We start from the raw sequence: 24,826 nt of genomic DNA, 5'->3' as shown, positions 1-24,826 counted from the left end.
ACCACCGCCTTGCATCCTCGTGGGGCGGTGGTGCAGTTTTTGGTGCGTATTGTGAGCGGACGGTTGCAAAGGGACATCAGCGTGGCAAGAACACAGGACGAAATACGGCAAACCAACGTCAAGAAAATCCTTCAAGCGGCGGAGCAGCTGTTTGCCGAAAAAGGCTACGCCGGTGCCTCCATGGGCGACATTGCCCAGTTGGCCGACCTGCCAAAGTCCAACGTGCACTACTATTTCTCGACCAAGAAGGCGCTCTACCAGGAGGTGCTGCTGGCGCTGCTGGAGGTGTGGAAGCAGGACGCGCTCTGCTTCGAGCTGTACGACGACCCACGGGTGGTTCTCTCCACCTACATTCGCGCCAAAATGAATCATTCTCGCTACCGCGCCCACGGTTCCAAGATATGGGCGGCCGAAGTGATGCAGGGCGCCCCGATTCTCAAGGAGCGGCTGCGCGACAACCTCTATGAATGGGCCAAGTTGAAAGAGTCGAAAATCCGCGAGTGGATCGACTCCGGCCAAATCAACCCTGTCGAGCCTTCGTACCTGCTCTACATGATCTGGGCCTCTACCCAGCACTACGCCGATTTCGACTACCAGATTTACCTGCTCAACGACGACAAACCGCTGGACGACCTGCAGTTCGAAAAAGCCGTGCAGTCGGTGACCTCGGTGATTTTGAGAGGGATTGGGTTGACGGCTTGAGGAGTGCGTCACGATGTTCGGGTGTGATGTTCCGTGATCCCAACATTGTTTGTAGTGCTCACGTAGTGATGGTTTGCTCGGTTGCCTGCGACAGCGTCGTTGAAGCGTATAGGGCAATGAGCTGCTGGCTCAACCTGCCGACAAACCTCCCCCTAATGGGCATTGAGCGTCATGGTTCCCTTGCCCACCAGAACGGCGTGCCCTCCCACTTGCACATGCCCAGCTTCGAGATGGCCATTAGCAGCCGTTTCGATGACGCTGGGACGACCCATTTCAATGCCCTGATGAATCGTGCAATGCAGTGCGTCGCTGGTGAGCGATGCCAGATAGTGGGTCAGGGCGGCGGCGGCACTGCCGGTTGCGGGGTCTTCGCAAAGGCTGGCATGCATGCAGAACATGCGGCTACGAACCACCGTGCGGGTGGCCTCGTGTTGTTCGATGACGTAAAGATAAACCTGGGGGGCCTCACTGGTCATCACCGCACTGGCCCAAAGCGCCGATGAAATGTGGACGCTCTCCAGCGCCTTCACATCGGCCAGCTCGATCAAATGAAAGGGCAGCCCCAGGGAGGCCATGACGGGGTCGCCTATTACCTGATGGATATCGAGCCCCAGCAGCTCAACGGCCGTCAGCCGGTCGATCGTACTGGCGGCCAGTAGGGCTGGTTGCGACGTCGTGAACATGGCCTGGCCGTTTTCGTAGCGAACCGTCAGCGCACCAATGGGCGGGTGAAGCACCAGGGGGTGCGCGGGGTTGGCGAGTTCCAATGCTGCCAGCAAGTGTGCGGTACCTACCGTCGGGTGGCCTGCAAACGGGAGTTCTCTCGTCGGCGTGAAAATCCGCATTGGATAGTGGTTCGGTTGCGTGGCGGCACTCAAAAAAACCGTTTCTGCCAGATTCAATTCATTGGCCAAGGCCTGCATGGTGGAGGTGTCCAATTCATCGGACGCCAGAAAAACCGCGAGCGGGTTGCCGGTAAATGGCTGCTCGGTAAAGACGTCCAGCAGGTAGTAGTCAGCACTTTTCATGGGGAGTCTCCTCAAGGGGCGTATGTTTCCAGAACGCTTTATGGCCCTCTTGGGCTGCCTGGGCGCGGGTGATACCAATATCCTCGAGTAGCCGGTCATCCAGGGTCAGTAGCTGGCGGCGGCTACGGCGGTAGTGGCGGTACTGATGCAGTTGGAGACGTAGCTGACAGCGGAGCTGGGCAAGACTGAAGCGTGGCATGGCGAATCCTCCAGGGGTATGACGGTGGGCTGCAGGACTAGATTATTCGGCGCCGTTTTTTTGATACAGACATAGGTTTTTTTATTTTTAAGATACAGATGGGCGTGTTATACCTCTGTATGGCAGTTGGGCACGCCATCTGTATGGTGGGGTGGGCTATAAGGAGGGGATTGTCATGACGCGCTATGAAGAAGTCGCCGCTATCCTGCGCGAGCGTATCGAGCACGGTATCTACCGTGTGGGCGACCGCCTGCCCTCCATTCGAGCGGTGTGCCAGGAGCTGGACGTGAGTATCTCGACGGCCCAGGAAGCCTACCGGCAACTGATGGATGTGGCGTTGATCGAGTCGCGGCCCAAGTCGGGTTACTTCGTGCTGCCGAGCCGAGCACCCTCGGTGCTGCCGTCCATGTCGCGGCCTGCCCAACGGCCGCTGGACATCTCTCAATGGGATCAGGTGCTGGAGCTCGTGGCTACCCAGCGCGATGATCAGCGGCTGCTGTTGGGGCGGGGAGTGCCTAACCTGGAGTACGAGACGCTGCGTCCGCTCTCCAGAATATTGGCGGGTCTTCACCGTCGCAATGATCTGCATGGTTTCAACTATGACAAGCTGAGCGGCAGTCCCGAGCTGCGCCAGCAAGTCGCCAGGCTCGCGGTCGCGTCTGGCTGCCTGCTGCATCCAGATGATCTTCTGATCACCACGGGCTGTCAGGAAGCGCTGGCTATTGCCTTGCGCACGCTGACACAGCCCGGCGATGTGGTGGCCGTCGACTCGCCCAGTTTTTACGGCACCATGCAGATCTTGAAAGCCAATGGTCTGAAGGCATTGGAAATCCCCACTGATCCGCAAACGGGCATCAGCCTTGAGGCGCTGGAGCTGGCGTTGGAGCAGTGGCCGATCCGCGCCATACAGGTCACGCCCACCTACAATAACCCGTTGGGGTACACCATGCCGGAGGCGCGCAAGCGGGCGCTGTTTCAGCTTGCCCAGCGTTTCGATGTGGCGATTATCGAAGACGATATTTACGGTGACTTGTCCTTTAGCCTGCCAAGGCCGCGCACCGTGAAATCCTTCGATGACGATGGCCGCGTGATGCTGTGCAGCGGCTTTTCCAAAACGGTGGGGCCGGGGCTACGGGTGGGCTGGCTGGCGCCGGGGCGTTATCGCGATCAGGCGCTGCATATGAAGTACGTCTCCACCGGTGCTTCAGCCACGCTGCCCCAACTGGCCGTGGCGGAGTTCGTTGCCAAAGGGCATTACGAGCGGCACCTGCGTCACGTGACCCGGCAATACCAGCGCCAGCGAGACGTCATGATCGGTTGGGTGCAGCGCTATTTCCCGCCTGGTTCGGGCATCAGCTACCCCCAGGGCAGCTTCCTGCTATGGGTAGAGTTACCCGCCGCGGTGGATTGCGTGAAGCTCAATCAGCGTCTGGCGCAGCATGCCATCCACGTGGCGCCGGGCTCGCTGTTCTCCGCCTCCGGCAAGTTCCGCCAGTGCCTGCGGCTGAACTATGCGTTTACGCTCACCCCCGCCATCGAAGACGCGGTGCGAACGGTAGGTGAGTTTGCCACTGAGATGGTGGAGGAGGCGCAGGCGTCGCTCGTATAAAAACGACAGAATCAGTCAGTAAGCACATCCAATAGCGCCCTGCACGAGTCGTCTCCCATGAGTGAATGCGAATGCCATAAGAGAGACCTCACTTCTTGAAAACGCTGCATACGTATACGATTGCGCGAGGCTTGGTGCGATTTTTATAGGTTTCTGCAACATACTGATTTTACTGTTCTTTAATAATATTGTTCTGGTCAAAAATCGATCTAAACCGCTGGTGAACTTTCTACTGAACATTTTTATCTTGCAGAACAGCCATCTACAATTAGTCCGTTCCCCGCAGGCGCGGGGATGAACCGAAGAGAGCTGCTGGGTAGCGTCATCTTCAAAACCGTTCCCCGCAGGCGCGGGGATGAACCGTGATCAGCCAGGTCTTGCTTGGTCATGGCGATCCGTTCCCCGCAGGCGCGGGGATGAACCAGCGAGCGCCGCCTAGAAAGCAATGACGACACCCCGTTCCCCGCAGGCGCGGGGATGAACCGCTATGACGCCGTGGTCACCAACGTGCCTTTCGCCGTTCCCCGCAGGCGCGGGGATGAACCGACAGCGAGTAGCCTGCCAAGGGCATAAGGCGCCCGTTCCCCGCAGGCGCGGGGATGAACCGAGGGTCTTCTGCGATCGGACCTGCATGGCGAACCGTTCCCCGCAGGCGCGGGGATGAACCGCCATAGGAGCCACGAATGCTACCCAACATCCTCCGTTCCCCGCAGGCGCGGGGATGAACCGTCTCCGAGAACTCGCCCGAGTCCTCGAGCAGTCCGTTCCCCGCAGGCGCGGGGATGAACCGTTGCCGCCCGCACCCACCCGGCGCGATGGCCTCCGTTCCCCGCAGGCGCGGGGATGAACCGTTCTGGCGCGCGCTGTCCAGCGACACGCCGTTCCGTTCCCCGCAGGCGCGGGGATGAACCGTCGACCAGCGCCGGGGCTTCGATGGTGATGTTCCGTTCCCCGCAGGCGCGGGGATGAACCGCTACACCCACATGTCAGACCCCATGAAAGAACCCGTTCCCCGCAGGCGCGGGGATGAACCGTGATCAGCCAGGTCTTGCTTGGTCATGGCGATCCGTTCCCCGCAGGCGCGGGGATGAACCAGCGAGCGCCGCCTAGAAAGCAATGACGACACCCCGTTCCCCGCAGGCGCGGGGATGAACCGCTATGACGCCGTGGTCACCAACGTGCCTTTCGCCGTTCCCCGCAGGCGCGGGGATGAACCGGGAGGCCCGTTCTCTAATGGCCGTTTACGTTGCCGTTCCCCGCAGGCGCGGGGATGAACCGTGTTCCGAAACCCTTAATAGCCTTATCCGGGCTCTTCGTCGTTGGGTGTGGAATTCGCCCCCTGAGCTGGGCCAGGATATGACCTCTACGACGATAGGAGGTATGGCATGGATGGCACCCAGATTCTGGCCCTCGGCCTGGGCCTGCAAGCGCCCTGGATTCTCAAGGACCAGCACCTGGATACCTCCGTATCGCCCCACCGGTTGGACCTCTACGTCGAGGCCGAGCGTGGCAGCCTCTACCCCTGCCCTGAATGCAGCGAGGCCTGTCCGGCTCACGACTTCGCCGACAAGACCTGGCGGCACCTGAACTTCTTCCAGCATCACTGCTACCTGCACGCCCGAGTGCCCCGCACCAAGTGCCCCGAGCATGGCGTCAAGCGCATCGAAGTGCCTTGGGCGCGCCCGGGCAGCGACTTCACCCTGCTGTTCGAGCAAGCGGCCATGTCGCTGGCCAAAGAGATGCCCGTGCTGGCGGTCTCTCGGCAGTTGGAGATCACCGACAAGCGACTGTGGCGCATCGTGCACCACTACGTAGGCCGCATGCTGGGGGAGCTGGACCTGTCCAGTGTGGCCACTGTCGGCGTTGATGAAACCGCCTCCCGGCGTGGCCAGCGGTACGTGACGGTGTTCCTTGATATGCAGCGCAAGCAGGAGCCCGTGATCTTCGCCGTCCCAGGCCATGGCAAGGGGGCCATCGAGGCATTCAGCGCCTTCCTGGCGGCTCATGGCGGCGACCCCAACAACGTGGTCGAGGTGGTCTGCGACATGTCACCAGCCTTCCTCAGCGGCGTGGCCGAGAACCTCCCCAAGGCCGAGGTCACGGTCGACTGGTTCCATATCGTGCAGACCTTCACCAAGCGACTGGACGAAGTGCGCAAAAAAGAGCGCCGCGAGCAGGGCCACCCCAAGTCGCTGCGCTGGGCCCTGCTGAAGAGCCTGGACAACGAGAACCTGACGCCCAAGCAGCTGGCGGCACTCCAGGAACTGGTGGCCGATCAGAGCGCGACGTCTGATGCCTGGGTGATCAAGGAGAAGCTGCGCTGGATCCAGAAGGCTCCGACGCCGCGATCGGCTCGGTGGCGCATCACGAACTACCTCAAGGTCATGAAAGCGGCGGTCTCGGAGAAGCCACTTCTGAAGCCAATGGGCAAGGCCCTGGCGACGCTGGAGCGACATGCAGAGGCAGTGGTCAGGCGTTGGATCTCGGGGCTGACGAACGCACGACTGGAAGGCATGAACGGCCTGTTCCAGGCGGCTCGGTCACGCGCACGCGGCTACCGGAACGAAGCCAACTTCATTGCCATGATCTACCTGATTGGCAGCCCGGTGGGCCGCCTGTTCGATCAGGCCAAATCCACGTGAAGTGACGAAGAACCCTTATCCGCAACCGTTCCCCGCAGGCGCGGGGATGAACCGACGAAATGACAGTGATCGACTGAGCAGTCGTCCCGTTCCCCGCAGGCGCGGGGATGAACCGCCCTGCGAACCCATGTAGGGGAAAGCCACCACCCGTTCCCCGCAGGCGCGGGGATGAACCGTCAGGATACCAAGCGAGCATACACAGAGGGGCCCGTTCCCCGCAGGCGCGGGGATGAACCGCCAATATCATCGAGCGGCTGCGCGACACCCGGCCGTTCCCCGCAGGCGCGGGGATGAACCGGCCTTGAGCCCGCCCGCAGTCAGCGTGCCGTCCCGTTCCCCGCAGGCGCGGGGATGAACCGCGTTCATCGTCGGCACCGAAGCGGCCAACGGCCCGTTCCCCGCAGGCGCGGGGATGAACCGCGTATGGCGTTGCCGACCTGACGTCTGAGCTGCCGTTCCCCGCAGGCGCGGGGATGAACCGCACGCACGGCAGCCTTGAGGCGCTCTGGGATGCCGTTCCCCGCAGGCGCGGGGATGAACCGGCGGCGGGCTAATGCGGATCGTGTAGCCGTGGCCGTTCCCCGCAGGCGCGGGGATGAACCGCACTCTGACTGGTACTCGACCAGCTTGTCGCGCCGTTCCCCGCAGGCGCGGGGATGAACCGTGGCCATGGCCATCGACACCAGCGCCAACTCGCCGTTCCCCGCAGGCGCGGGGATGAACCGCCGTGGTCGTTGTCTGTGCAATGGATGATGCGCCGTTCCCCGCAGGCGCGGGGATGAACCGATGAGGCGTTGGGCCAGCGTATCGATTCGGTGCCGTTCCCCGCAGGCGCGGGGATGAACCGGCGTGGTGCGGGCTATAGAGGATGCCATCCATCCGTTCCCCGCAGGCGCGGGGATGAACCGGATATTCCGATTATTGAAATAGCGACGCCATTCCGTTCCCCGCAGGCGCGGGGATGAACCGTATTAACCTCACTGAGCAGACGGCCAGTCCCGCCGTTCCCCGCAGGCGCGGGGATGAACCGGCGCGCCGCCGCTGTCCAGGTCTTCGGCCTCTCCGTTCCCCGCAGGCGCGGGGATGAACCGGCGGTTACCAGCGTATCCTCGACCTTATCCAACCCGTTCCCCGCAGGCGCGGGGATGAACCGTGCTGGAAAACGGTGAGCGCCCTGCCGATCTCCCGTTCCCCGCAGGCGCGGGGATGAATCGGCACTGTACTCTCTGAGGGGGTGGGCTTTTTGCCATTCCCCGCAGGCGCGGGGATGAACCGCGCACAGAGCCAGACTCAGGTTCACGAGAGAGCCGTTCCCCGCAGGCGCGGGGATGAACCGTCACGATTTTAGCGATGTGTCTCCTGGGCAGTCCGTTCCCCGCAGGCGCGGGGATGAACCGTCGGTGATTGCTGCTGGCGTCGCTAATTACATCCGTTCCCCGCAGGCGCGGGGATGAACCGAGAGACCAGAGGGGGCCGTTATACGGTGCTGACCGTTCCCCGCAGGCGCGGGGATGAACCAAGTTGAAGGGAGCGTTTTCTGGCTGAAGTGGTCCATTGTAAACATAGGAATACACTGTGGACGGCGATCAGGCTAGTGCCTCCAGGATCATCGACTGAATATTCATATCTAAGGCTGGTGTGGAGCTAGAAGTGCGTCTGGAGGTATGAATTCTTGCAAATTTATAACTCTGGGGTTATTTTTTAATTGACCAAAAGAACAAGGAGGAAGGGTGAAAAGCAAGGATGTCATCAAGGAGATGGAAGCTGATGGATGGTATCTAGATCGTGTTAGTGGGAGCCATCACGTATTCAAGCACCCTACCAAGCTCGGCAGTGTGCCCGTGCCTCATCCGAAAAAGGATTTGCCTAAGGGCACCATCCACAATATCAGAAAACTTGCGGGGCTCAGGTAGCTCGGCCGTTCAGGAGGTAACTCATGCAATATCCGGTTGCTATCGAATGGGGCGATGAACACACCGCCACCGGTATCGTCATTCCGGACATTCCCGGTGCTGTGACAGCGGGTGACACGACCGAACATGCTTATGAAATGGCAGTGGAAGTGGCTCATATCCAGTTGGAAGAATTAGCCAACGAGAATAAAGATATTCCCATGCCGCGCAGCATTGCGGAGCATCGCCAAAATCCAGAATTTGAAGGGTGCGGCTGGGGGATTATTGATATTGATATCACGCCCTACCTCGGCAAAACCGAAAAGGTGAATGTGACGCTGCCAGGTCACGTCATTCGTCAGATCGACCAATACGTGACCACCCACGGTATTAAAAGTCGTTCTGCGTTCATTGCCTCGGCGGCATTGGAAAAGCTGAACCACGCGTAACGAACAGGCTGGCTCGAAGCGAAAGACGTATTTATATAGCGAGGCTGAAGCCACAGTCCGAATGGAAACCCCGCACTCTACCGAGCGCGGGGTTTTTTTATGATGACGCAATGCGTTCCATCATCGGTCGTTTTGGACCTTCCTTTCGACCTCCAGACACGCTATCGTCAGTTTTGGTGAGATGGCTAATTTTAATGAGTTGATATGGCTGTCGGTGGAGTCGCCAATGCTCTGCGTTGGTAACCAGGTGGATGTGGTAGCCATCCAGATGAAGGGAGAACATTTTGATCATGCCGAGCAGACCCCCACGCCTACCGGCCTATCATCGTTATGCTGGCAAGGCCCTACCGCGACAGTCAGAGGATGCCTGTCATTTGCTTGCTTGGCATAGTCTGGATGTAGCGGCCGTTGGCTGGCACCTGCTGGCCCCTGAGCGCCCTTTGACCCAACAGCTGGCTGCGCGTCTGAGTATCGAGCCCGAGTCATTACGACGGCTGATGGTTTTTTTATTGGGGCTTCACGACCTAGGCAAGTTCTCCCGAGCCTTTCAGGAGGTACTTAAACTCTCGCTCGACGGCATGGCAACGCCGCAAGGCAAACCCTACAAGCAGCGACACGACCGTTTGGGCGTATTGCTCTGGGACGCATGCTGGAACAGCTGGCGCAAGGACGGCGCATTGCGCTGGCCTGGAGACAGTACGGCGACCAAACGCAAGCTGTTGATGCCCATGGGCCATCTGTTGGCGCCATTCTTCGGCCACCATGGCCAACCCGTGGCGACCGGTCAGCTCACTCTTGCGGACTTCTTCATCGACGATGGCGAGCTTGATGATGCCGCCGCCGCTGGCGATTTCGTCGCCGACTGGGCCGCGCTGGTCGAGCCATACTGGCCCGTCGAACAACTGCTGGACGAAGCATGGCTCGAGAGTTTCAAGACGCTGAGTTGGACGATAGCGGGCTGGGCGACGCTCAGCGACTGGTTGGGCTCGAATCGGGACTATTTTCCTTACTGCCAGCAGCCCATGGCGCTGGCCGATTACTGGCCGCGAGCGCTCGAGCAAGCCGAAGCGGTACTGGGCGCCACCGGCTTTACCCGCCCGCCGGAGCCAGTGCCTTACGCTGGGCTTGACCAGTGGTTTGCAGGAAAGGTGACACCGACCCCGCTGCAGAAGAAGGCAGAAGATCTGCCGCTTCAGGCTGGGCCGCAGCTGTTCATTCTGGAAGACGTGACCGGAGCGGGCAAAACCGAAGCCGCCTGTATTCTGGCTCAGCGCCTGTTGTCCGCAGGGCACGGCGAAGGGCTCTACTTTGCGCTCCCCACCATGGCGACATCCAATGCCATGTATAGCCGTTTAGGCAACCTGCACTACCATTTTTATAGCAGCGCTTCTCGGCCTTCGCTGGTGCTTGCCCACGGGGCTCGCGCACTCAACGAGGAGTTCGAACGCGCTATCGCCCAGCCGGAGAACGACGACTACGATGCAGAAGACGCCAGCGCCTCGACCCAATGCAACCGCTGGCTGTCCGACTCGAACAAAAAGGCGCTATTGGCGGACGTGGGCGTTGGCACCATCGACCAGGCACTAATAGGCGTGCTGCCGTTTCATCATCAGTCGCTGCGCCTATTAGGGCTGGCGCGCAAGGTGCTGATCATCGATGAAGTTCACGCTTTCGATCACTACATGCAGACTCTGCTACACCAATTGCTGGCGCACCACGCCCGCCAAGGCGGCAGCGCGATTCTATTGACCGCTACATTGCCACACGCTATGCGCGAGTCACTGGTAGCGGCCTGGCAGCATGGATTGGGTTACTTGCCTCGTTCTTTGGAAAATACGGCGTATCCGCTACTAACACACTGTGGCCAAGATTCTTGTGAAGAAATACATATAGAGACGCGCCCGGAGGTAGCACGCAGCGTAGCCATCGAGTGGCTGCAGAGCGAAGAACAGGCCATTGAAAACGTGTTGATAGCCGTAGACGCGGGCGAGTGCATCGTTTGGGTTCGCAACACCGTCGACGATGCCGTCTCTGCCTTCCAGCAACTGCGCGAGCGCCACCCCGACCCGGCGCGCTGTCTGCTCTTTCACGCCCGTTTTGCCATGGTAGACCGCCAACGGATTGAGTCCGAGGTGATTCGCCGCTTCGGCAAGACCTCCAATGCCTCGCTGAGGTGGGGTCAGGTGCTAGTCACCACCCAGGTTTTTCAGGAAAGCCTCGATTGCGATGCTGACCAAATGGTTAGTGATGTCGCGCCCATAGACCTCTTGATCCAGCGGGCCGGTCGTCTTCAGCGTCACCAGCGGGGGAAGCGTCCTGACCCGGTGCTACAGGTGCTTGCTCCAAAATGGGATGAAGCGCCCAAAGCGGATTGGCTAAGTCAAGCACACCGCGGCACACAGGCGGTCTATAAGGACACCTCGCTGATCTGGCTCACTCAGCGCATTCTGTGTGAGTTGGGTGCTATTACCATGCCGGGAGAGAAACACAATGGAGCACGTAGGCTGATCGAAAGCGTCTACGCCTTCCCGGTAGACGACATTCCCGAGGCGTTGGACCAGGCACGTTTCGAGCGTACCGGAATGGATAAGTTTGCAACCTCAATGGCTACCCATAATGCACTGAGTCTGGAGGACGGCTACCACCTCGATGGCGATTTCGATCCGTGGCAGGAGGAGCGCGAGTTTGGCACCCGGCTCAGCGACGAGCCAAGCGTCGAGGTCGTACTGCTCAAGCTCCGTGGAGATGAACTGGTGCTCTGGGTAGAAGATCACCGCCACGCCGACCGGCTGAGCCGATGCCGCTTAAGGGAGAGCCAGGTCAAGAAGCTCGCCGCGCTACCGGAGCACCATACCGAACAGTGGGAAGCGCTGCAGCAGCGCCACCGCGGGCTGCGCTTCGTCCAGCCCTGGCTGCCGGAAGAGGACGATACCTGTGGTTACGACGAGCAGTGGGGCGTGAGTTTTGAAAAAGAAAATCCCCGCTGACGCGGGGAACGACGCCTTGGCCTTGCCTATTTGGCGCTAAGCACAGGTTTATCACTGCTGGTGCAGCGAACGTCGCATATAGGATGCACGAAGCTTGACAAGGATGCCATGGATCTGTAGAACAGTTTTAGCTTTTCGAGATTTATTGGGCTTGCATTATTTTGCACTGAGCACCTTAATATTTTTAGAGAAGCATAGAACGGCGACAGATCACCGAACTATGCATGTTGCTCGCACCAGCAGGCTAAAGTTTTTGGTGTTAGTACACAAGTACCTGTCGTCTCCTAATGCAGCAAATGCCATAGGAGGCATTATGTTTTTCCGCATCTATCTGCACCTCGGTAATGGCCGAGTCATCGATATCAAGAGCTTTCGCGTTGTCGAGTCGACAGTTTCTACAAGCAGCAGCCAGTTGAAAGAACTGGGCTAGGCGTGGGGCTGACTCTGTAAGGAGTCAGCCCTTTTTTAATTTGAGGAACGCCCATGAATCTCCTGACTGATCCGTGGCTACCTTTCCGTTTTGTAGACGGAAGCGTTTGCTACCGCCCACCTTCGGCCTTGGCCGATCCGAAAGTGCTTGATCTTGCACTCTCTCGCGCCGATTTTCAGGGCGCGGCCTGGCAATTTCTGATTGCGCTGTTGCAGACAGCGATGACGCCGGATGATACCGATGCCTGGCTGGATCATTACCAGACGCCGCCCAGCGTGACCGAACTTGATGAGCTGTTGGTGCCCTTTGCCTCCGCCTTCGAGCTGGATGGCGACGGCCCGCGCTTTATGCAGGACCTGGATCCGCTGGAGGACGTGAAGGAAGCGCCTGTTGCCGGTCTTCTGATCGACTCGCCCGGCGCCAACGGCATCAAGAACAATACCGATTTCTTCGTCAAGCGCGGCCGGGTGGAAACCGTCTGTCCGGAGTGCGCGGCGCTGGCACTTTTTACCATGCAGATCAACGCGCCCGCCGGTGGGGCCGGGATTCGCGTTGGCCTGCGCGGTGGCGGACCACTGACCACGCTAATTCTGCCGGAAGACGAGAGCAAATCGCTGTGGGCGCGGCTCTGGCCCAATGTGATGCCCGCCGACGCGGTGGGCCAGCGGGGGCAGACCTGGCGCGCCCCCAGGGTTGATGATAGCGATCTGTTCTTCTGGATGGCCGAGACGCGCATCAGCGACAAGAAGGGCAAAGAGGTGCTGCCCGAGCAGGTTCACCCGCTGCACGCCTTCTGGTCGATGCCCAGGCGCTACCGGCTTTTGTTTGACGACACGCCGGGAACTTGCGACCTCTGCGGTTGTGAGGCCGCGCGCCCGGTACGCCGTTTGCGCGCCAAGAAGCAGGGTGCCAACTACGACGGACCCTGGCGGCACCCGCTGACGCCCTATCGCAAGCTCAACCCCAAGAAAAACGACGAATTGCCGCTTTCCAGCAAGGGCCAGCCCGGCGGGCTGGGCTATCGTCACTGGCCTGGGCTGGTGCTGGAAGATGAAGCCGTAAGCGGTGCGCTGCCCGCTCGCGTGGTGACGCACCATCTGCACAAGTACCGTATGGTGGCGGCTGCGCGAGACGATGGAGAAGCGTTCGAGGCGCTTTTCAAGCGCACTCGGCTCTGGGTGTTCGGCTACGACATGGACAACATGAAGCCGCGCGGTTGGTACAGCGTGGAAATGCCGCTGGTGGGCGTGCCCGATGCTTATCAAGAGACGCTGCGCAGCTGGGCCAAGCGCTTCGTCGATCTGGCCTCGGAGATTACCTGGACCCTGCGCAACCAGCTCAAGCGCGCCTGGTTCAAGCGCCCGGAAGACGCCAAGGGCGATATGAGTCAGATCGACGCCCAATTTTTCGAGGCGACCCAACTGGCGTTTTTCTCTGCGCTGCGGGAGATGGGCGAGGTGCTGCGCAAGGAAATGGAGACGCCGGAGCTTTCGCCCGAAATCCACCGCCAGTGGTATTTGGCGCTCAAGCGCGAGGCGCTGGCGCTGTTCGACGACCAGGCGATCAGCGGCCCCTTGGAGGGTATGAAGATGCAGCAGCTCGAGCGCATCACCAGCGCGCGGCGCTACTTGCACGCCTATCTGAATGGCCGCGGCAAGAAAGTCGGCAAAACGGTGCAGACCTTTGCCCAAGTGGGCGGTTTCGAGTTGAGCACCCCGGCACCTGAAAACAATCCGGAGGGGACGACCGTATGAGTGAAGTAGAACAACAGTCAGAACAGCCAGAGTCTGGTGAGAAGACGGCTGCGGCAGAGGGCTATCTGTATGCTCTCGACAAGCAGGAGGCGATCGCGCTGCGCCAGTGGTGGCGGCGGCTGGTCATGGATCAGTCGGAACTCAAGCGATACACAAAGCAGTGGCCATACCCCCGTGGTGTGCGCGCCGCGCTGCGCCGTTGCGACGCTATCGAGTCGGTCATGCTGACGGAAGCGTTCCGCCATCTCTGGCAGGCGCTCGAATCACGGGCTTGGTCGGAGGCGGCTAATGAGGGATCGAGTAAGCGCACTCAACGTCTCGAAGTTTGGTCGGTCATTGCCGCGGTGGTATGCGAGCTGCGCGCCGAGACGTTCGACGCTCCCCTAGGCAAACGGCTGGGCGAGAAGCGGCCCAATACCGTCGATACCCCGCGCATGAGCGATTTACGCTTTCAACAACTGCTCGACTGTCATACGCCAGAGGAACTGATCCGGCGCTTTCGCCGGGCGCTCAAGCTCGCGGATGGCACCGGTGTCAGCGTTGTTCGCCTGGCCGATATGGTCGCTCTATGGGAGCGCGAGCAGCGCGGACAATACCGCGCCAAGGCGCCCCAGCGCTTTGCCTTCGTCATGAGCGACGCCTACTTCCAGGCGCGAGCGTTGAAAACGGCAGCGGGCGACTGAATATCGGTCGTCGCTTTTCAACAACCACTTTTCGGCATTCGTCACATTTTTTATTCAGGGAACCCATCATGAGCCACTTCATTCAGCTGCACCTGCTCACCTCCTACCCACCGTCCAACCTCAACCGCGACGATCTGGGTCGCCCCAAGACGGCCTTTATGGGCGGCGCCCGGCGGCTGCGTGTCTCCTCGCAGAGTCTCAAGCGCAACTGGCGCACCTCCGATCTGTTCGAAGCAGCGATCGATGGCCACAAGGGCACGCGCACCAAGTGTCTGGGAGGAGAGGTTTACAAGTGGATGACCAACGCGGGCGCCAACGAGAAGGTGGCGAGTAGCAGCGCTGAGAAGATCGCCGGGGTCTTCGGCAAGCTGCGCAAGGTCGACAAGGGCGAAAAGCACGAGTACGAAATCGAGCAGCTGGTTCACGTCGGGCCGGAAGAAATTGCCGCGCTTGAAGAACTCGCCGATGTGCTAGGCGTCGAGAACCGCGAGCCGACCGACGACGAACTCAAGGGGCTGCTCGCTCGGCGGCCCACTGCCGTCGATGTGGCGCTGTTCGGACGCATGCTGGCGGCCGCGCCGAGCTACAATGTCGAAGCGGCCTGTCAGGTCGCCCATGCCATTACCGTGCACGCCGCCGAGGTCGAGGACGATTACTTTACCGCCGTCGATGACCTCAATACCGGCGACGACGACCGCGGCGCCGCGCATATCGGTGAAGCCGGGTTCGCCGCCGGGCTGTTCTACCTCTACCTCTGCATCGACCGGGATCTGCTGGTCGAGAACCTGCAGGGCAATACCGAGCTGGCCGACCGTGCCATCGAAGCGTTGGTGGAGTCCGCCGTCAAGATCTCGCCCAAGGGTAAGCAGAACAGTTACGGTTCCCGCGCCCAGGCAAGCTATGTGCTGGCAGAGAAAGGCGACCAGCAGCCGCGTTCATTGGCCGCGTCTTTCCTGCAGCCGGTCAACGGCGAAGCCCAGGCGGTCAGCGCCATCGACAAACTGGAAAGACAGGCCCAGGCCTTCGATGACGCTTACGGCGCAGGGGCGGATCGGCGCTTTATCCTCTCGGCCACGCCGGAGTACGACACGCCTTTCCTGAAGGGAGAGATTCAGCGCGGCAACTTGCAAGCGCTGCTGGCCTTTCTCAAAAGCGATAATTAAGCGGAGGCGATATGCCACACCATCTGGTTTTTCGCCTCTACGCGCCCATGGCGAGCTGGGGCGAGGCCGCCGTTGGCGAAACGCGGCCGACGGCGACCTACCCGAGCCGCAGCGCGATACTCGGGTTTATCGGCGCAGCTCTCGGCATCCGCCGCGATGACGATGATGGCCAGCATCAACTGCGCAAGGGCCTGCAGGTGGCGATCAAACAGCGCTCACCGGGGCTTTTGATGCGCGACTACCACACCGTCCAGGTACCGTCGTCGCAATCGAAAGTGATCCACCGTACCCGCCGCGAGGAGCTTGCGGTGCCCAAGGAGGCGCTCAACACCATTCTCTCGTCGAGAGATTATCGCTGCGACGGTCTGTGGAGTGTAGCGGTTCGGCTGGCCCCAAACGCTGCCTGGACCCTGGAAGAACTGAAAGCGGGGCTGGAAAAGCCCCGTTTCCCGCTCTACCTCGGCCGCAAGGCGTGCCCCTTGGCCGCGCCACTGGTGCCGACCGTGATCGAGGCCAGCCACTGGCGCCAGGCACTGGATCACCGTTTTGAAAGCGCGCTGGATCCGGAACGCACCTGGCTGGCGCTGGTGGGGAATGAGGCGAAGGATAAGCGCCTGCTACGCCTACCCGATGAAGTGCTTTATGCCTGGGAAGGGTCAGCCGATGCGCTCGATGGCGTTGCGGCCAGTGAGTCCAGCGACGTCTGGGATGAACCACTCCATCGACGCCGCTGGCAGTTCGGCCCTCGCTTGGAAAACCGGCGCACCGAAACGCTGAAAGGAGAGCGCTAATGTATCTTTCAAGTGTCAGGCTGGACCTCAATCGTTTGACCCGTGCCGAGCTGTTCGATGTGCTGGAGGGCGGCGCCTATACCGCCCATCAGTTGCTATGGCGGCTGTTTCCCGGTGTGCCCGAAGGCGAGCGGCCGTTTATCTTTCGCCAGGAGATGGAAGAAGACGCCAACGGCAAGGGCGCCGGACTACCCCGGTTCTACGTTGGTTCGGTGTGCGCTCCAGAGCCGGTAGAGGGCTTCGAGGTACAGTGCAAGCCGTTTGCCCCTCAGCTTGCCAAGGGCGAACGGCTGGCCTTTCGCCTGCGTGCTAACCCCACCATTGCCAAACCGATGGGCCAAGGGCGTCGTTCTATGCGAGCCGACGTGCTGATGGATGCGCGTTACCCCTTCCCGAAAGGAGAGCGGACGAGCCAGGCATGTACCGATGCGATGGATGCCGCTGCACGCCAGTGGCTCACTGATCGGGCGGACGCCTTTGGCTTCACCCTGCCGGTCGCACCGGAGGTGGGTGCATACCGTCAGCACGCGCTGAGCAAGAAGGAGGGCGGGGAGCCCATCCGCTACTCCAGCGTGGATTACGAAGGTCTGTTGGAGGTGGCCGACCCGGTGGCGCTCAATGAGGTGCTACGACACGGCATTGGCCGTGCCAAGGCCTTTGGTTGTGGCCTGCTGTTACTACGCCGCGTACCGGAGTGACCCATGAGCTTCATTCCCCTCAAACCCATCCCCATCAAGGATCGCATGTCGATGATATTCGTCGGCATGGGGCAGATCGACGTGCGCGACGGGGCCTTTGTCGTCATTGATGAGGTCAACGGCGAGCGTATGCATATCCCGGTGGGTTCGGTGGCGTGCTTGCTGCTCGAACCCGGCACCCGGGTTTCCCATGCGGCGGTCAAGCTGGCTTCGGTCGTGGGTACGCTGCTGATCTGGGTGGGCGATGCGGGCGTGAGGCTTTATAGCGCCGGGCAGCCCGGCGGAGCCCGCTCCGACAAACTGCTCTACCAAGCCCAGCTGGCGCTGGACGAAGGTCTGCGGCTCAAGGTCGTGCGCAAGATGTTCGAGCTGCGCTTTGGCGAGGAGCCACCCTCCCGACGCAGCGTCGAACAGCTTCGCGGCATCGAGGGCGCACGAGTGCGCAAGACCTACCAGGTACTGGCCAAACAGTATGGCCTGAAATGGCAAGGGCGGCGCTACGATCCAAAGCAGTGGGACGCCTCGGATGTGGCCAATCAATGCCTTTCGGCGGCGACCGCCTGTCTTTACGGCATTACCGAAGCGGCCATTCTGGCAGCTGGCTATGCCCCAGCCATCGGCTTTTTGCATACCGGCAAGCCGTTGAGCTTCGTCTACGACATTGCCGATATCGTCAAATTCGAGACCGTCGTTCCGGCAGCGTTTCGCATCGCCGCGAAGAACCCGCCAATGCCGGAGCGCGAGGTGCGCATTGCCTGCCGCGATGCCTTCAAGCAGACCCGGCTACTGCAACGCATCATCCCCATGATCGAAGAGGTGCTGGCGGCGGGCGAGATCGAACCGCCACCACCGCCAGCCGACGCCGTACCGCCCGCCATCCCCGAACCGCCGTCGGTGGGCGATAGCGGCCATAGGAGTCAATGAGATGGCCATGCTCGTCGTTGTCACCGAAGCCGTGCCACCTCGATTACGCGGGCGGCTGGCCGTCTGGCTACTGGAGATTCGCGCTGGCGTGTATGTGGGCGATGTCAGTAAGCGGATTCGAGAAATGATCTGGGAACATGTCAACGTCCTGGCCGAGGATGGCAATGTCGTCATGGCCTGGGCCAGCAACCATGAGTCCGGCTTCGAGTTCCAGACCTATGGTGCTAATCGGCGTGAGCCCTGGGATCACGATGGGTTGCGTCTGGTACGCTTTCTGCCCGCCGAAGCTAAGTAGCTGATAATCCTAGATCTTTAAAAATGCAGTTTGTACAAAAAATAAGCAAAATCGTTGGTGGAATTTCTGCTGTCGATTTTTCTTTTTTAGATCAATTATCTACAGTTAGACCGTTCCCCACAGGCGTGGGGATGAACCGGCCATGCCGCCGTACTCCGCCTGGCTCATGCCCCGTTCCCCACAGGCGTGGGGATGAACCGGCCACTCAGGCGGGCATGCATCACATCCCCGGCCGTTCCCCACAGGCGTGGGGATGAACCGCCATCCATCACCATGCCCAGCGGGCTCCAGCGCCGTTCCCCACAGGCGTGGGGATGAACCGCGCCATGGCCCAGCGCTCGCACTGGTCGGCGGCCGTTCCCCACAGGCGTGGGGATGAACCGACTGCCCGGTCGCGCTTGAGCTGTCGACCCAGCCGTTCCCCACAGGCGTGGGGATGAACCGCGCCGCGCCCACCAGGCGGGTATCGGCAGCCACCGTTCCCCACAGGCGTGGGGATGAACCGCGCAGGCTGTCCAGCTCCGCATCCCAGCCGATCCGTTCCCCACAGGCGTGGGGATGAACCGGTACTGCTGCAACGTGATGCCGTGTCCTTTCACCGTTCCCCACAGGCGTGGGGATGAACCGACGGATAATATTCTACAAACGCAGAACGTTCACCGTTCCCCACAGGCGTGGGGATGAACCGTCCTGGATGGCTCGCTGACGGCGGCTGCCCTCCCGTTCCCCACAGGCGTGGGGATGAACCGAACCTGCCAGCATTGATAGAGAACACGCCCGGCCGTTCCCCACAGGCGTGGGGATGAACCGGCGTCACGGCCCAGGCGCACCTTGGTGACGGTCCGTTCCCCACAGGCGTGGGGATGAACCGGGCAAAGCGTCATCGACATTCGCCAAAGCGGCCCGTTCCCCACAGGCGTGGGGATGAACCGACTCGGTGCTGCGCATGCGCAAAAAGCTACGCCCGTTCCCCACAGGCGTGGGGATGAACCGCAGTAGAAGCCACCGACGCACAGCCGACCACCCCGTTCCCCACAGGCGTGGGGATGAACCGCTGTTGAAGATACCCGACAGCGAGGACCTGGTCCGTTCCCCACAGGCGTGGGGATGAACCGCGAGCACGGCTTTAGTGCTTTTGCTTATCTATCCGTTCCCCACAGGCGTGGGGATGAACCGTTCGGCAGGCGTGAAGGCATCCGGGGTGATGATCCGTTCCCCACAGGCGTGGGGATGAACCGTTCGGCGGCCCGGTCACCCGCGTAACCGTCGGCCGTTCCCCACAGGCGTGGGGATGAACCGCACCTTGGTCGGAATCTCCAGCGACGCCGCGACCGTTCCCCACAGGCGTGGGGATGAACCGCGCGCGGCTATTGCGCGGTGTTGGCTGTAGGGCCGTTCCCCACAGGCGTGGGGATGAACCGCCCATTGTGCCAAATTCAGATATGTGGCGAGACCGTTCCCCACAGGCGTGGGGATGAACCGATGGCGAAGAGATTGAAGACACGCTAGACCTGCCGTTCCCCACAGGCGTGGGGATGAACCGGCGACCAACCCTACGGCGATGCCTCGACCGAGCCCGTTCCCCACAGGCGTGGGGATGAACCGTTTTCCCGGTACATGCTGGCTTCTTCTTTTGTCCGTTCCCCACAGGCGTGGGGATGAACCGATCGTCGAGGAGATTCGCGAAGACCTGTCCGGCCGTTCCCCACAGGCGTGGGGATGAACCGTACGAGGAGTGCCTGACCCGGGCTGCCGCCATCCGTTCCCCACAGGCGTGGGGATGAACCGCGAGGACCGCAAGGCTGATGAGCGTGCGAAGGCCGTTCCCCACAGGCGTGGGGATGAACCGTCGTCGATGCGCCCCAGGGAGTAGTACGTGGTCCGTTCCCCACAGGCGTGGGGATGAACCGCTCTACGCCGAGCTGGCCGAGATGGGCAAGGACCGTTCCCCACAGGCGTGGGGATGAACCGGTGTCTAGCTGTGTAAAGGTCATCTGCAGCTCCCGTTCCCCACAGGCGTGGGGATGAACCGATAAGCCCGAGGGAATCGCGGGCGCCCACAACCCGTTCCCCACAGGCGTGGGGATGAACCGTACTGGTCGTGAGGGTCGGTTTCGGCTTTGTGCCGTTCCCCACAGGCGTGGGGATGAACCGGCGAGCAGCTGACCTGCTACATTGGTGATGACCCGTTCCCCACAGGCGTGGGGATGAACCGGCCATTGGAAATAGTATGGCCGTACCCTGCATCCGTTCCCCACAGGCGTGGGGATGAACCGGATGAGTTTGCATCCATCAAGAACATTACCCGCCGTTCCCCACAGGCGTGGGGATGAACCGTGTGTCCAGAGGCGGGTGTGCATGGCCCCGTGCCGTTCCCCACAGGCGTGGGGATGAACCGCGCTCTGCCAGGCGCGTGAGAAAGTGGAGATCCCGTTCCCCACAGGCGTGGGGATGAACCGCACCTGCGTGGTTTTGTTATTGGAAGACGATGCCGTTCCCCACAGGCGTGGGGATGAACCGGTGCTGGTGAATGCGTTGTAGATCAGCCCAAGCCCGCTCCCCACAGGCGTGGGGATGAACCGCCACTTCGCTGGTGAGCTGAGGCAGTTCGGGTCCGTTCCCCACAGGCGTGGGGATGAACCGTCATGCTTGGGCTCTATGAAGCGCACGCGCAACCGTTCCCCACAGGCGTGGGGATGAACCGATGACGCTTCCCAGCAGCTCTTTTCTTAGGTTCCGTTCCCCACAGGCGTGGGGATGAACCGACGACTCGCGGCGTAGCCCTGGGCCATGCCAGCCGTTCCCCACAGGCGTGGGGATGAACCGTAGCGCCAATCTGGCGGCTCTTGAGAATGTTACCGTTCCCCACAGGCGTGGGGATGAACCGCCCACGAAGAGGCCCCGGCGAAAGAGTCGGGCCCGTTCCCCACAGGCGTGGGGATGAACCGTACCTGCCCGGCAATGACGACGTGGTGCGCCCCCGTTCCCCACAGGCGTGGGGATGAACCGCGTCAACGCCCAGCCGCTGAGCCAGTTAGACCCCGTTCCCCACAGGCGTGGGGATGAACCGACTCCAGCCTGTACGACACGATGATCTCGGGCCCGTTCCCCACAGGCGTGGGGATGAACCGCCGTCATCATTCAGAACACGAACATCGGCAATCCGTTCCCCACAGGCGTGGGGATGAACCGCATGGAGTGAAAAAATGACCATCGAATTTACCCCGTTCCCCACAGGCGTGGGGATGAACCGCCAAATCACCGTGGCCGGTGGCTTTGCTGCGGCCGTTCCCCACAGGCGTGGGGATGAACCGCGCTTGTTGGCGACTCGACTGAACCGCCATTACCGTTCCCCACAGGCGTGGGGATGAACCGAATGCTCAACGGGATCGGCGGCTCGTACCACTCCGTTCCCCACAGGCGTGGGGATGAACCGCCGCCCACTGAGGCGGCTTTTTCGTATGCGCCCCGTTCCCCACAGGCGTGGGGATGAACCGCCGCCGCGTTGACTAACGCCAAAATTGCAGAACCGTTCCCCACAGGCGTGGGGATGAACCGCTCAGCCCCAAAGAGCGCCGCGTGCTGGCCAGCCGTTCCCCACAGGCGTGGGGATGAACCGTGTTGCTAGATAGCCGCACGTTTACTAGCTATCCGTTCCCCACAGGCGTGGGGATGAACCGAGATCGGCATGGCCGTCGAGCGTATCCGGCGCCCGTTCCCCACAGGCGTGGGGATGAACCGGGTCGGCAGACCGAGGACGGCAGCGGCCATATCCGTTCCCCACAGGCGTGGGGATGAACCGATGACGGTCGCGCTCAGCCTGCCTGAGGCCAACCGTTCCCCACAGGCGTGGGGATGAACCGCCGCGTCCCCTTGGACTCGTGTCACTAACTGTCCGTTCCCCACAGGCGTGGGGATGAACCGGCCGCGACGCCATGGAGCAGCTCGGCCTCGAACCGTTCCCCACAGGCGTGGGGATGAACCGTATTTGCTTATGTCAGCCTTTAACACGTAAACCCGTTCCCCACAGGCGTGGGGATGAACCGGCATCTCTTGCTCTGCCCACATGGCGAGGGAGCCGTTCCCCACAGGCGTGGGGATGAACCGTCCTTGCTTGGCAGGTCGACGATCATGCAGCGCCGTTCCCCACAGGCGTGGGGATGAACCGCAGCGCCTCTATCTCAATCTGGCCCGCGTCATCCGTTCCCCACAGGCGTGGGGATGAACCTAGTCCATTCAAGGTTTTCCACCTTATTGTTCGCCGTTCCCCACAGGCGTGGGGATGAACCGCGCTCTGGGTGAGCTAACCCACGGGGCACGCCCCGTTCCCCACAGGCGTGGGGATGAACCGATGCTGGCCAAGAGCCAGTGGCAGCTTGAGGACCGTTCCCCACAGGCGTGGGGATGAACCGTCGTATAATTACGATATGGCAATCAGCAGCCACCGTTCCCCACAGGCGTGGGGATGAACCGCCGGTTCCGGTAGAGGCTTGCATCACCCATCACCGTTCCCCACAGGCGTGGGGATGAACCAGTCTGGCAGCGTCGAAATCTCCGAAGGCATAACCCGTTCCCCACAGGCGTGGGGATGAACCGTAGCTCGGTGATGCCGTCTATCTAATAGGAGCCCGTTCCCCACAGGCGTGGGGATGAACCGCATGGCTGTAAAAGCCAGTTCTCGCATATTGACCGTTCCCCACAGGCGTGGGGATGAACCGTTCGCACTTTCATGTAGCTACCGCAGTGAGGGCCGTTCCCCACAGGCGTGGGGATGAACCGATGTGGACCAACGACGACCCGAGCGCCACCTTCCGTTCCCCACAGGCGTGGGGATGAACCGCCAAATCACCGTGGCCGGTGGCTTTGCTGCGGCCGTTCCCCACAGGCGTGGGGATGAACCGCTGCCGCGCTCTGGGTTGATGGTCGCCTGCCACCGTTCCCCACAGGCGTGGGGATGAACCGGCGTAGCGGGCGCACTGAATTGTGGCCTTGTGCCGTTCCCCACAGGCGTGGGGATGAACCGCGTGAGTTAATCGCTATGCACGTGCTTTACCTCCGTTCCCCACAGGCGTGGGGATGAACCGTCGCGCGGGATCTACGCTTAGCCAACCGCGCGCCGTTCCCCACAGGCGTGGGGATGAACCGGCGCCGACGAAGATGCAACAACGGCCAACATCCCGTTCCCCACAGGCGTGGGGATGAACCGGCGAGCTGTGGGCCACCATCCAGCGCGGCGAGCCGTTCCCCACAGGCGTGGGGATGAACCGCCGCCACCGGCGCTCAGAATGCCGGTGGCCTCCCCGTTCCCCACAGGCGTGGGGATGAACCGCTGGCCCGCGATGATATCGGCGTTTATGGCATCCGTTCCCCACAGGCGTGGGGATGAACCGCAGAAAAAAGAAGAGAAAAAAGCACTAAAAGCCCGTTCCCCACAGGCGTGGGGATGAACCGCCCACACGCAGCCAAACCACGGTGGCTAGCACCCGTTCCCCACAGGCGTGGGGATGAACCGCCACCACTGCAACCGGGTTAGAGATCCCGCCCCCGTTCCCCACAGGCGTGGGGATGAACCGCATGTCATCTTTCGGGCCCGCCTCAATCATGACCCGTTCCCCACAGGCGTGGGGATGAACCGCCTTGGGCGCGGTAGAGCTCGCGGGGTTTGAGCCGTTCCCCACAGGCGTGGGGATGAACCGCTCAGCCCCAAAGAGCGCCGCGTGCTGGCCAGCCGTTCCCCACAGGCGTGGGGATGAACCGCGTCAGTGCGATGACCTCGCCGCGCAAGCGCTCCGTTCCCCACAGGCGTGGGGATGAACCGTCGACAACACGGGTCGGGTACTCAGGACCAGACCGTTCCCCACAGGCGTGGGGATGAACCGATCGAGGAGGAGGAAGGCCGCCGCGTCTTCTCCCGTTCCCCACAGGCGTGGGGATGAACCGGTCGGTCGCCATGGCCTTGATATCTTCGGCCACCGTTCCCCACAGGCGTGGGGATGAACCGGGGACATATTCAGCCAGCACTTTGAAAACTTGCCGTTCCCCACAGGCGTGGGGATGAACCGCGGGTTTAACTGCCGCTGCCGCGCCCTTGCCCCCGTTCCCCACAGGCGTGGGGATGAACCGGCGGCCACTGACTTCGAGGTCATGGTGGGCAACCGTTCCCCACAGGCGTGGGGATGAACCGCTGGCCCGTACAACGTGGGCGGATCTGGGAGTCCGTTCCCCACAGGCGTGGGGATGAACCGTTGGTGAAGTGAACAAGACGACCGGGCCTTCGCCCGTTCCCCACAGGCGTGGGGATGAACCGGATGATCCTATCCTTGCCTTTCTGGCTGTCCACCGTTCCCCGCAGGCGCGGGGATGAACCTGGTACTCGGTTGAGCGCTACTATTGTGGGCTTGATGCAGCTCTACTTTCCGCTGGCGCTGACACTATTTTCTATTTCTGGAAAATTCCGCCAGCGCCTAAACGATGCGTTTACGCTCGTGCCTGCCATCGAAGAAGTGATGCGCACCGTCGGGAATATGGCGACAGAGATGGTGAAAGAGGCGCATGTGGTAGTGGCGGAGTAAGTGATGCT

At 61.4% G+C, this 24,826-nt stretch carries 16 protein-coding genes and 3 CRISPR repeat arrays; of the genes, 14 read left to right on the top strand and 2 right to left on the bottom strand.

The window, feature by feature from the left end:
• Positions 1 to 81 precede the first annotated feature (81 nt).
• Positions 82 to 702, top strand: coding sequence for a TetR/AcrR family transcriptional regulator (locus tag KVY02_RS16100; RefSeq protein ID WP_016915179.1), 621 nt, complete (start codon positions 82 to 84; stop codon positions 700 to 702).
• 152 nt (positions 703 to 854) lie between these two features.
• On the opposite strand, the gene KVY02_RS16095 is transcribed toward KVY02_RS16100, so the two are convergent.
• Both KVY02_RS16095 and KVY02_RS16090 read right to left on the bottom strand, forming a co-directional pair.
• A complete protein-coding gene (locus KVY02_RS16095; protein ID WP_016915178.1) occupies positions 855 to 1,730 on the bottom strand; it encodes a PhzF family phenazine biosynthesis protein in 876 nt (291 codons plus the stop codon).
• On the bottom strand, positions 1,717 to 1,929 hold the full coding sequence (locus KVY02_RS16090) for a DUF1127 domain-containing protein (protein ID WP_081194578.1): 213 nt from the start codon (positions 1,927 to 1,929) through the stop codon (positions 1,717 to 1,719). The genes KVY02_RS16095 and KVY02_RS16090 overlap by 14 nt, the downstream gene beginning before the upstream one ends.
• A gap of 175 nt (positions 1,930 to 2,104) precedes the next feature.
• Between KVY02_RS16090 and KVY02_RS16085 the strand changes: the two genes are divergently transcribed.
• The 13 genes from KVY02_RS16085 to KVY02_RS16025 all read left to right on the top strand — a co-directional run bounded on the left by KVY02_RS16085 (position 2,105) and on the right by KVY02_RS16025 (position 24,818).
• The gene (locus KVY02_RS16085) at positions 2,105 to 3,538 is read left to right on the top strand and encodes an aminotransferase-like domain-containing protein (protein ID WP_218313911.1); all 1,434 of its coding nucleotides are present in this window, start codon (positions 2,105 to 2,107) and stop codon (positions 3,536 to 3,538) included.
• 273 nt (positions 3,539 to 3,811) lie between these two features.
• Positions 3,812 to 4,816: a CRISPR direct-repeat array (repeat unit 28 nt; unit sequence CCGTTCCCCGCAGGCGCGGGGATGAACC).
• Between the two features lie 107 nt (positions 4,817 to 4,923).
• Positions 4,924 to 6,180, top strand: a complete 1,257-nt coding sequence (locus KVY02_RS16080; RefSeq protein ID WP_081138507.1) for an ISL3 family transposase — start codon at positions 4,924 to 4,926, stop codon at positions 6,178 to 6,180.
• Positions 6,181 to 6,205: 25 nt separating this feature from the next.
• A CRISPR array of direct repeats spans positions 6,206 to 7,699; the repeat unit is 29 nt; unit sequence CCGTTCCCCGCAGGCGCGGGGATGAACCG.
• Positions 7,700 to 7,910: 211 nt separating this feature from the next.
• Complete coding sequence (locus KVY02_RS16075; RefSeq protein WP_081138750.1) at positions 7,911 to 8,093, top strand: type II toxin-antitoxin system HicA family toxin; 183 nt, start codon at positions 7,911 to 7,913, stop codon at positions 8,091 to 8,093.
• Positions 8,094 to 8,116: 23 nt separating this feature from the next.
• Positions 8,117 to 8,521, top strand: coding sequence for a type II toxin-antitoxin system HicB family antitoxin (locus KVY02_RS16070; protein ID WP_081138748.1), 405 nt, complete (start codon positions 8,117 to 8,119; stop codon positions 8,519 to 8,521).
• Positions 8,522 to 8,811: 290 nt separating this feature from the next.
• Positions 8,812 to 11,508: a CRISPR-associated helicase/endonuclease Cas3 gene (locus tag KVY02_RS16065; RefSeq protein WP_081194829.1), complete on the top strand. Its 2,697-nt coding sequence runs from the start codon at positions 8,812 to 8,814 to the stop codon at positions 11,506 to 11,508.
• Between the two features lie 483 nt (positions 11,509 to 11,991).
• Entirely contained in the window at positions 11,992 to 13,692 is a 1,701-nt protein-coding gene (casA, locus tag KVY02_RS16060; protein WP_081138747.1) for a type I-E CRISPR-associated protein Cse1/CasA, read from the top strand.
• The gene (casB, locus tag KVY02_RS16055; protein ID WP_081138745.1) at positions 13,689 to 14,375 is read left to right on the top strand and encodes a type I-E CRISPR-associated protein Cse2/CasB; all 687 of its coding nucleotides are present in this window, start codon (positions 13,689 to 13,691) and stop codon (positions 14,373 to 14,375) included. Before casA ends, casB begins: the two co-directional genes overlap by 4 nt.
• 68 nt (positions 14,376 to 14,443) lie before the next feature.
• Positions 14,444 to 15,538, top strand: a complete 1,095-nt coding sequence (gene cas7e, locus KVY02_RS16050; RefSeq protein WP_081138744.1) for a type I-E CRISPR-associated protein Cas7/Cse4/CasC — start codon at positions 14,444 to 14,446, stop codon at positions 15,536 to 15,538.
• An 11-nt stretch (positions 15,539 to 15,549) separates the two neighbouring features.
• Positions 15,550 to 16,329 carry a type I-E CRISPR-associated protein Cas5/CasD gene (gene cas5e / locus KVY02_RS16045; RefSeq protein ID WP_081138742.1) on the top strand — a complete coding sequence of 260 codons (780 nt, stop codon included), beginning with the start codon at positions 15,550 to 15,552 and terminating at the stop codon, positions 16,327 to 16,329.
• Complete coding sequence (gene cas6e / locus KVY02_RS16040) at positions 16,329 to 17,027, top strand: type I-E CRISPR-associated protein Cas6/Cse3/CasE (RefSeq protein ID WP_081138741.1); 699 nt, start codon at positions 16,329 to 16,331, stop codon at positions 17,025 to 17,027. Before cas5e ends, cas6e begins: the two co-directional genes overlap by 1 nt.
• Positions 17,028 to 17,030: 3 nt before the next feature.
• A complete protein-coding gene (gene cas1e, locus KVY02_RS16035; protein WP_081138739.1) occupies positions 17,031 to 17,951 on the top strand; it encodes a type I-E CRISPR-associated endonuclease Cas1e in 921 nt (306 codons plus the stop codon).
• 1 nt (position 17,952) lies between these two features.
• Positions 17,953 to 18,246 carry a type I-E CRISPR-associated endoribonuclease Cas2e gene (cas2e, locus tag KVY02_RS16030; protein ID WP_081138738.1) on the top strand — a complete coding sequence of 98 codons (294 nt, stop codon included), beginning with the start codon at positions 17,953 to 17,955 and terminating at the stop codon, positions 18,244 to 18,246.
• A gap of 110 nt (positions 18,247 to 18,356) precedes the next feature.
• Positions 18,357 to 24,614: direct repeats of the CRISPR family, unit length 29 nt; unit sequence CCGTTCCCCACAGGCGTGGGGATGAACCG.
• A 9-nt stretch (positions 24,615 to 24,623) separates the two neighbouring features.
• Positions 24,624 to 24,818: a hypothetical protein gene (locus tag KVY02_RS16025; protein WP_218313910.1), complete on the top strand. Its 195-nt coding sequence runs from the start codon at positions 24,624 to 24,626 to the stop codon at positions 24,816 to 24,818.
• The last annotated feature ends 8 nt before the right edge of the window (positions 24,819 to 24,826 follow it).

It is taken from the genome of Halomonas sp. 18071143, assembly GCF_019211725.1.
GTDB classification, from domain to species: Bacteria; Pseudomonadota; Gammaproteobacteria; order Pseudomonadales; family Halomonadaceae; genus Vreelandella; species Vreelandella stevensii.
This window is presented reverse-complemented; position numbering and strand designations above follow the sequence as displayed.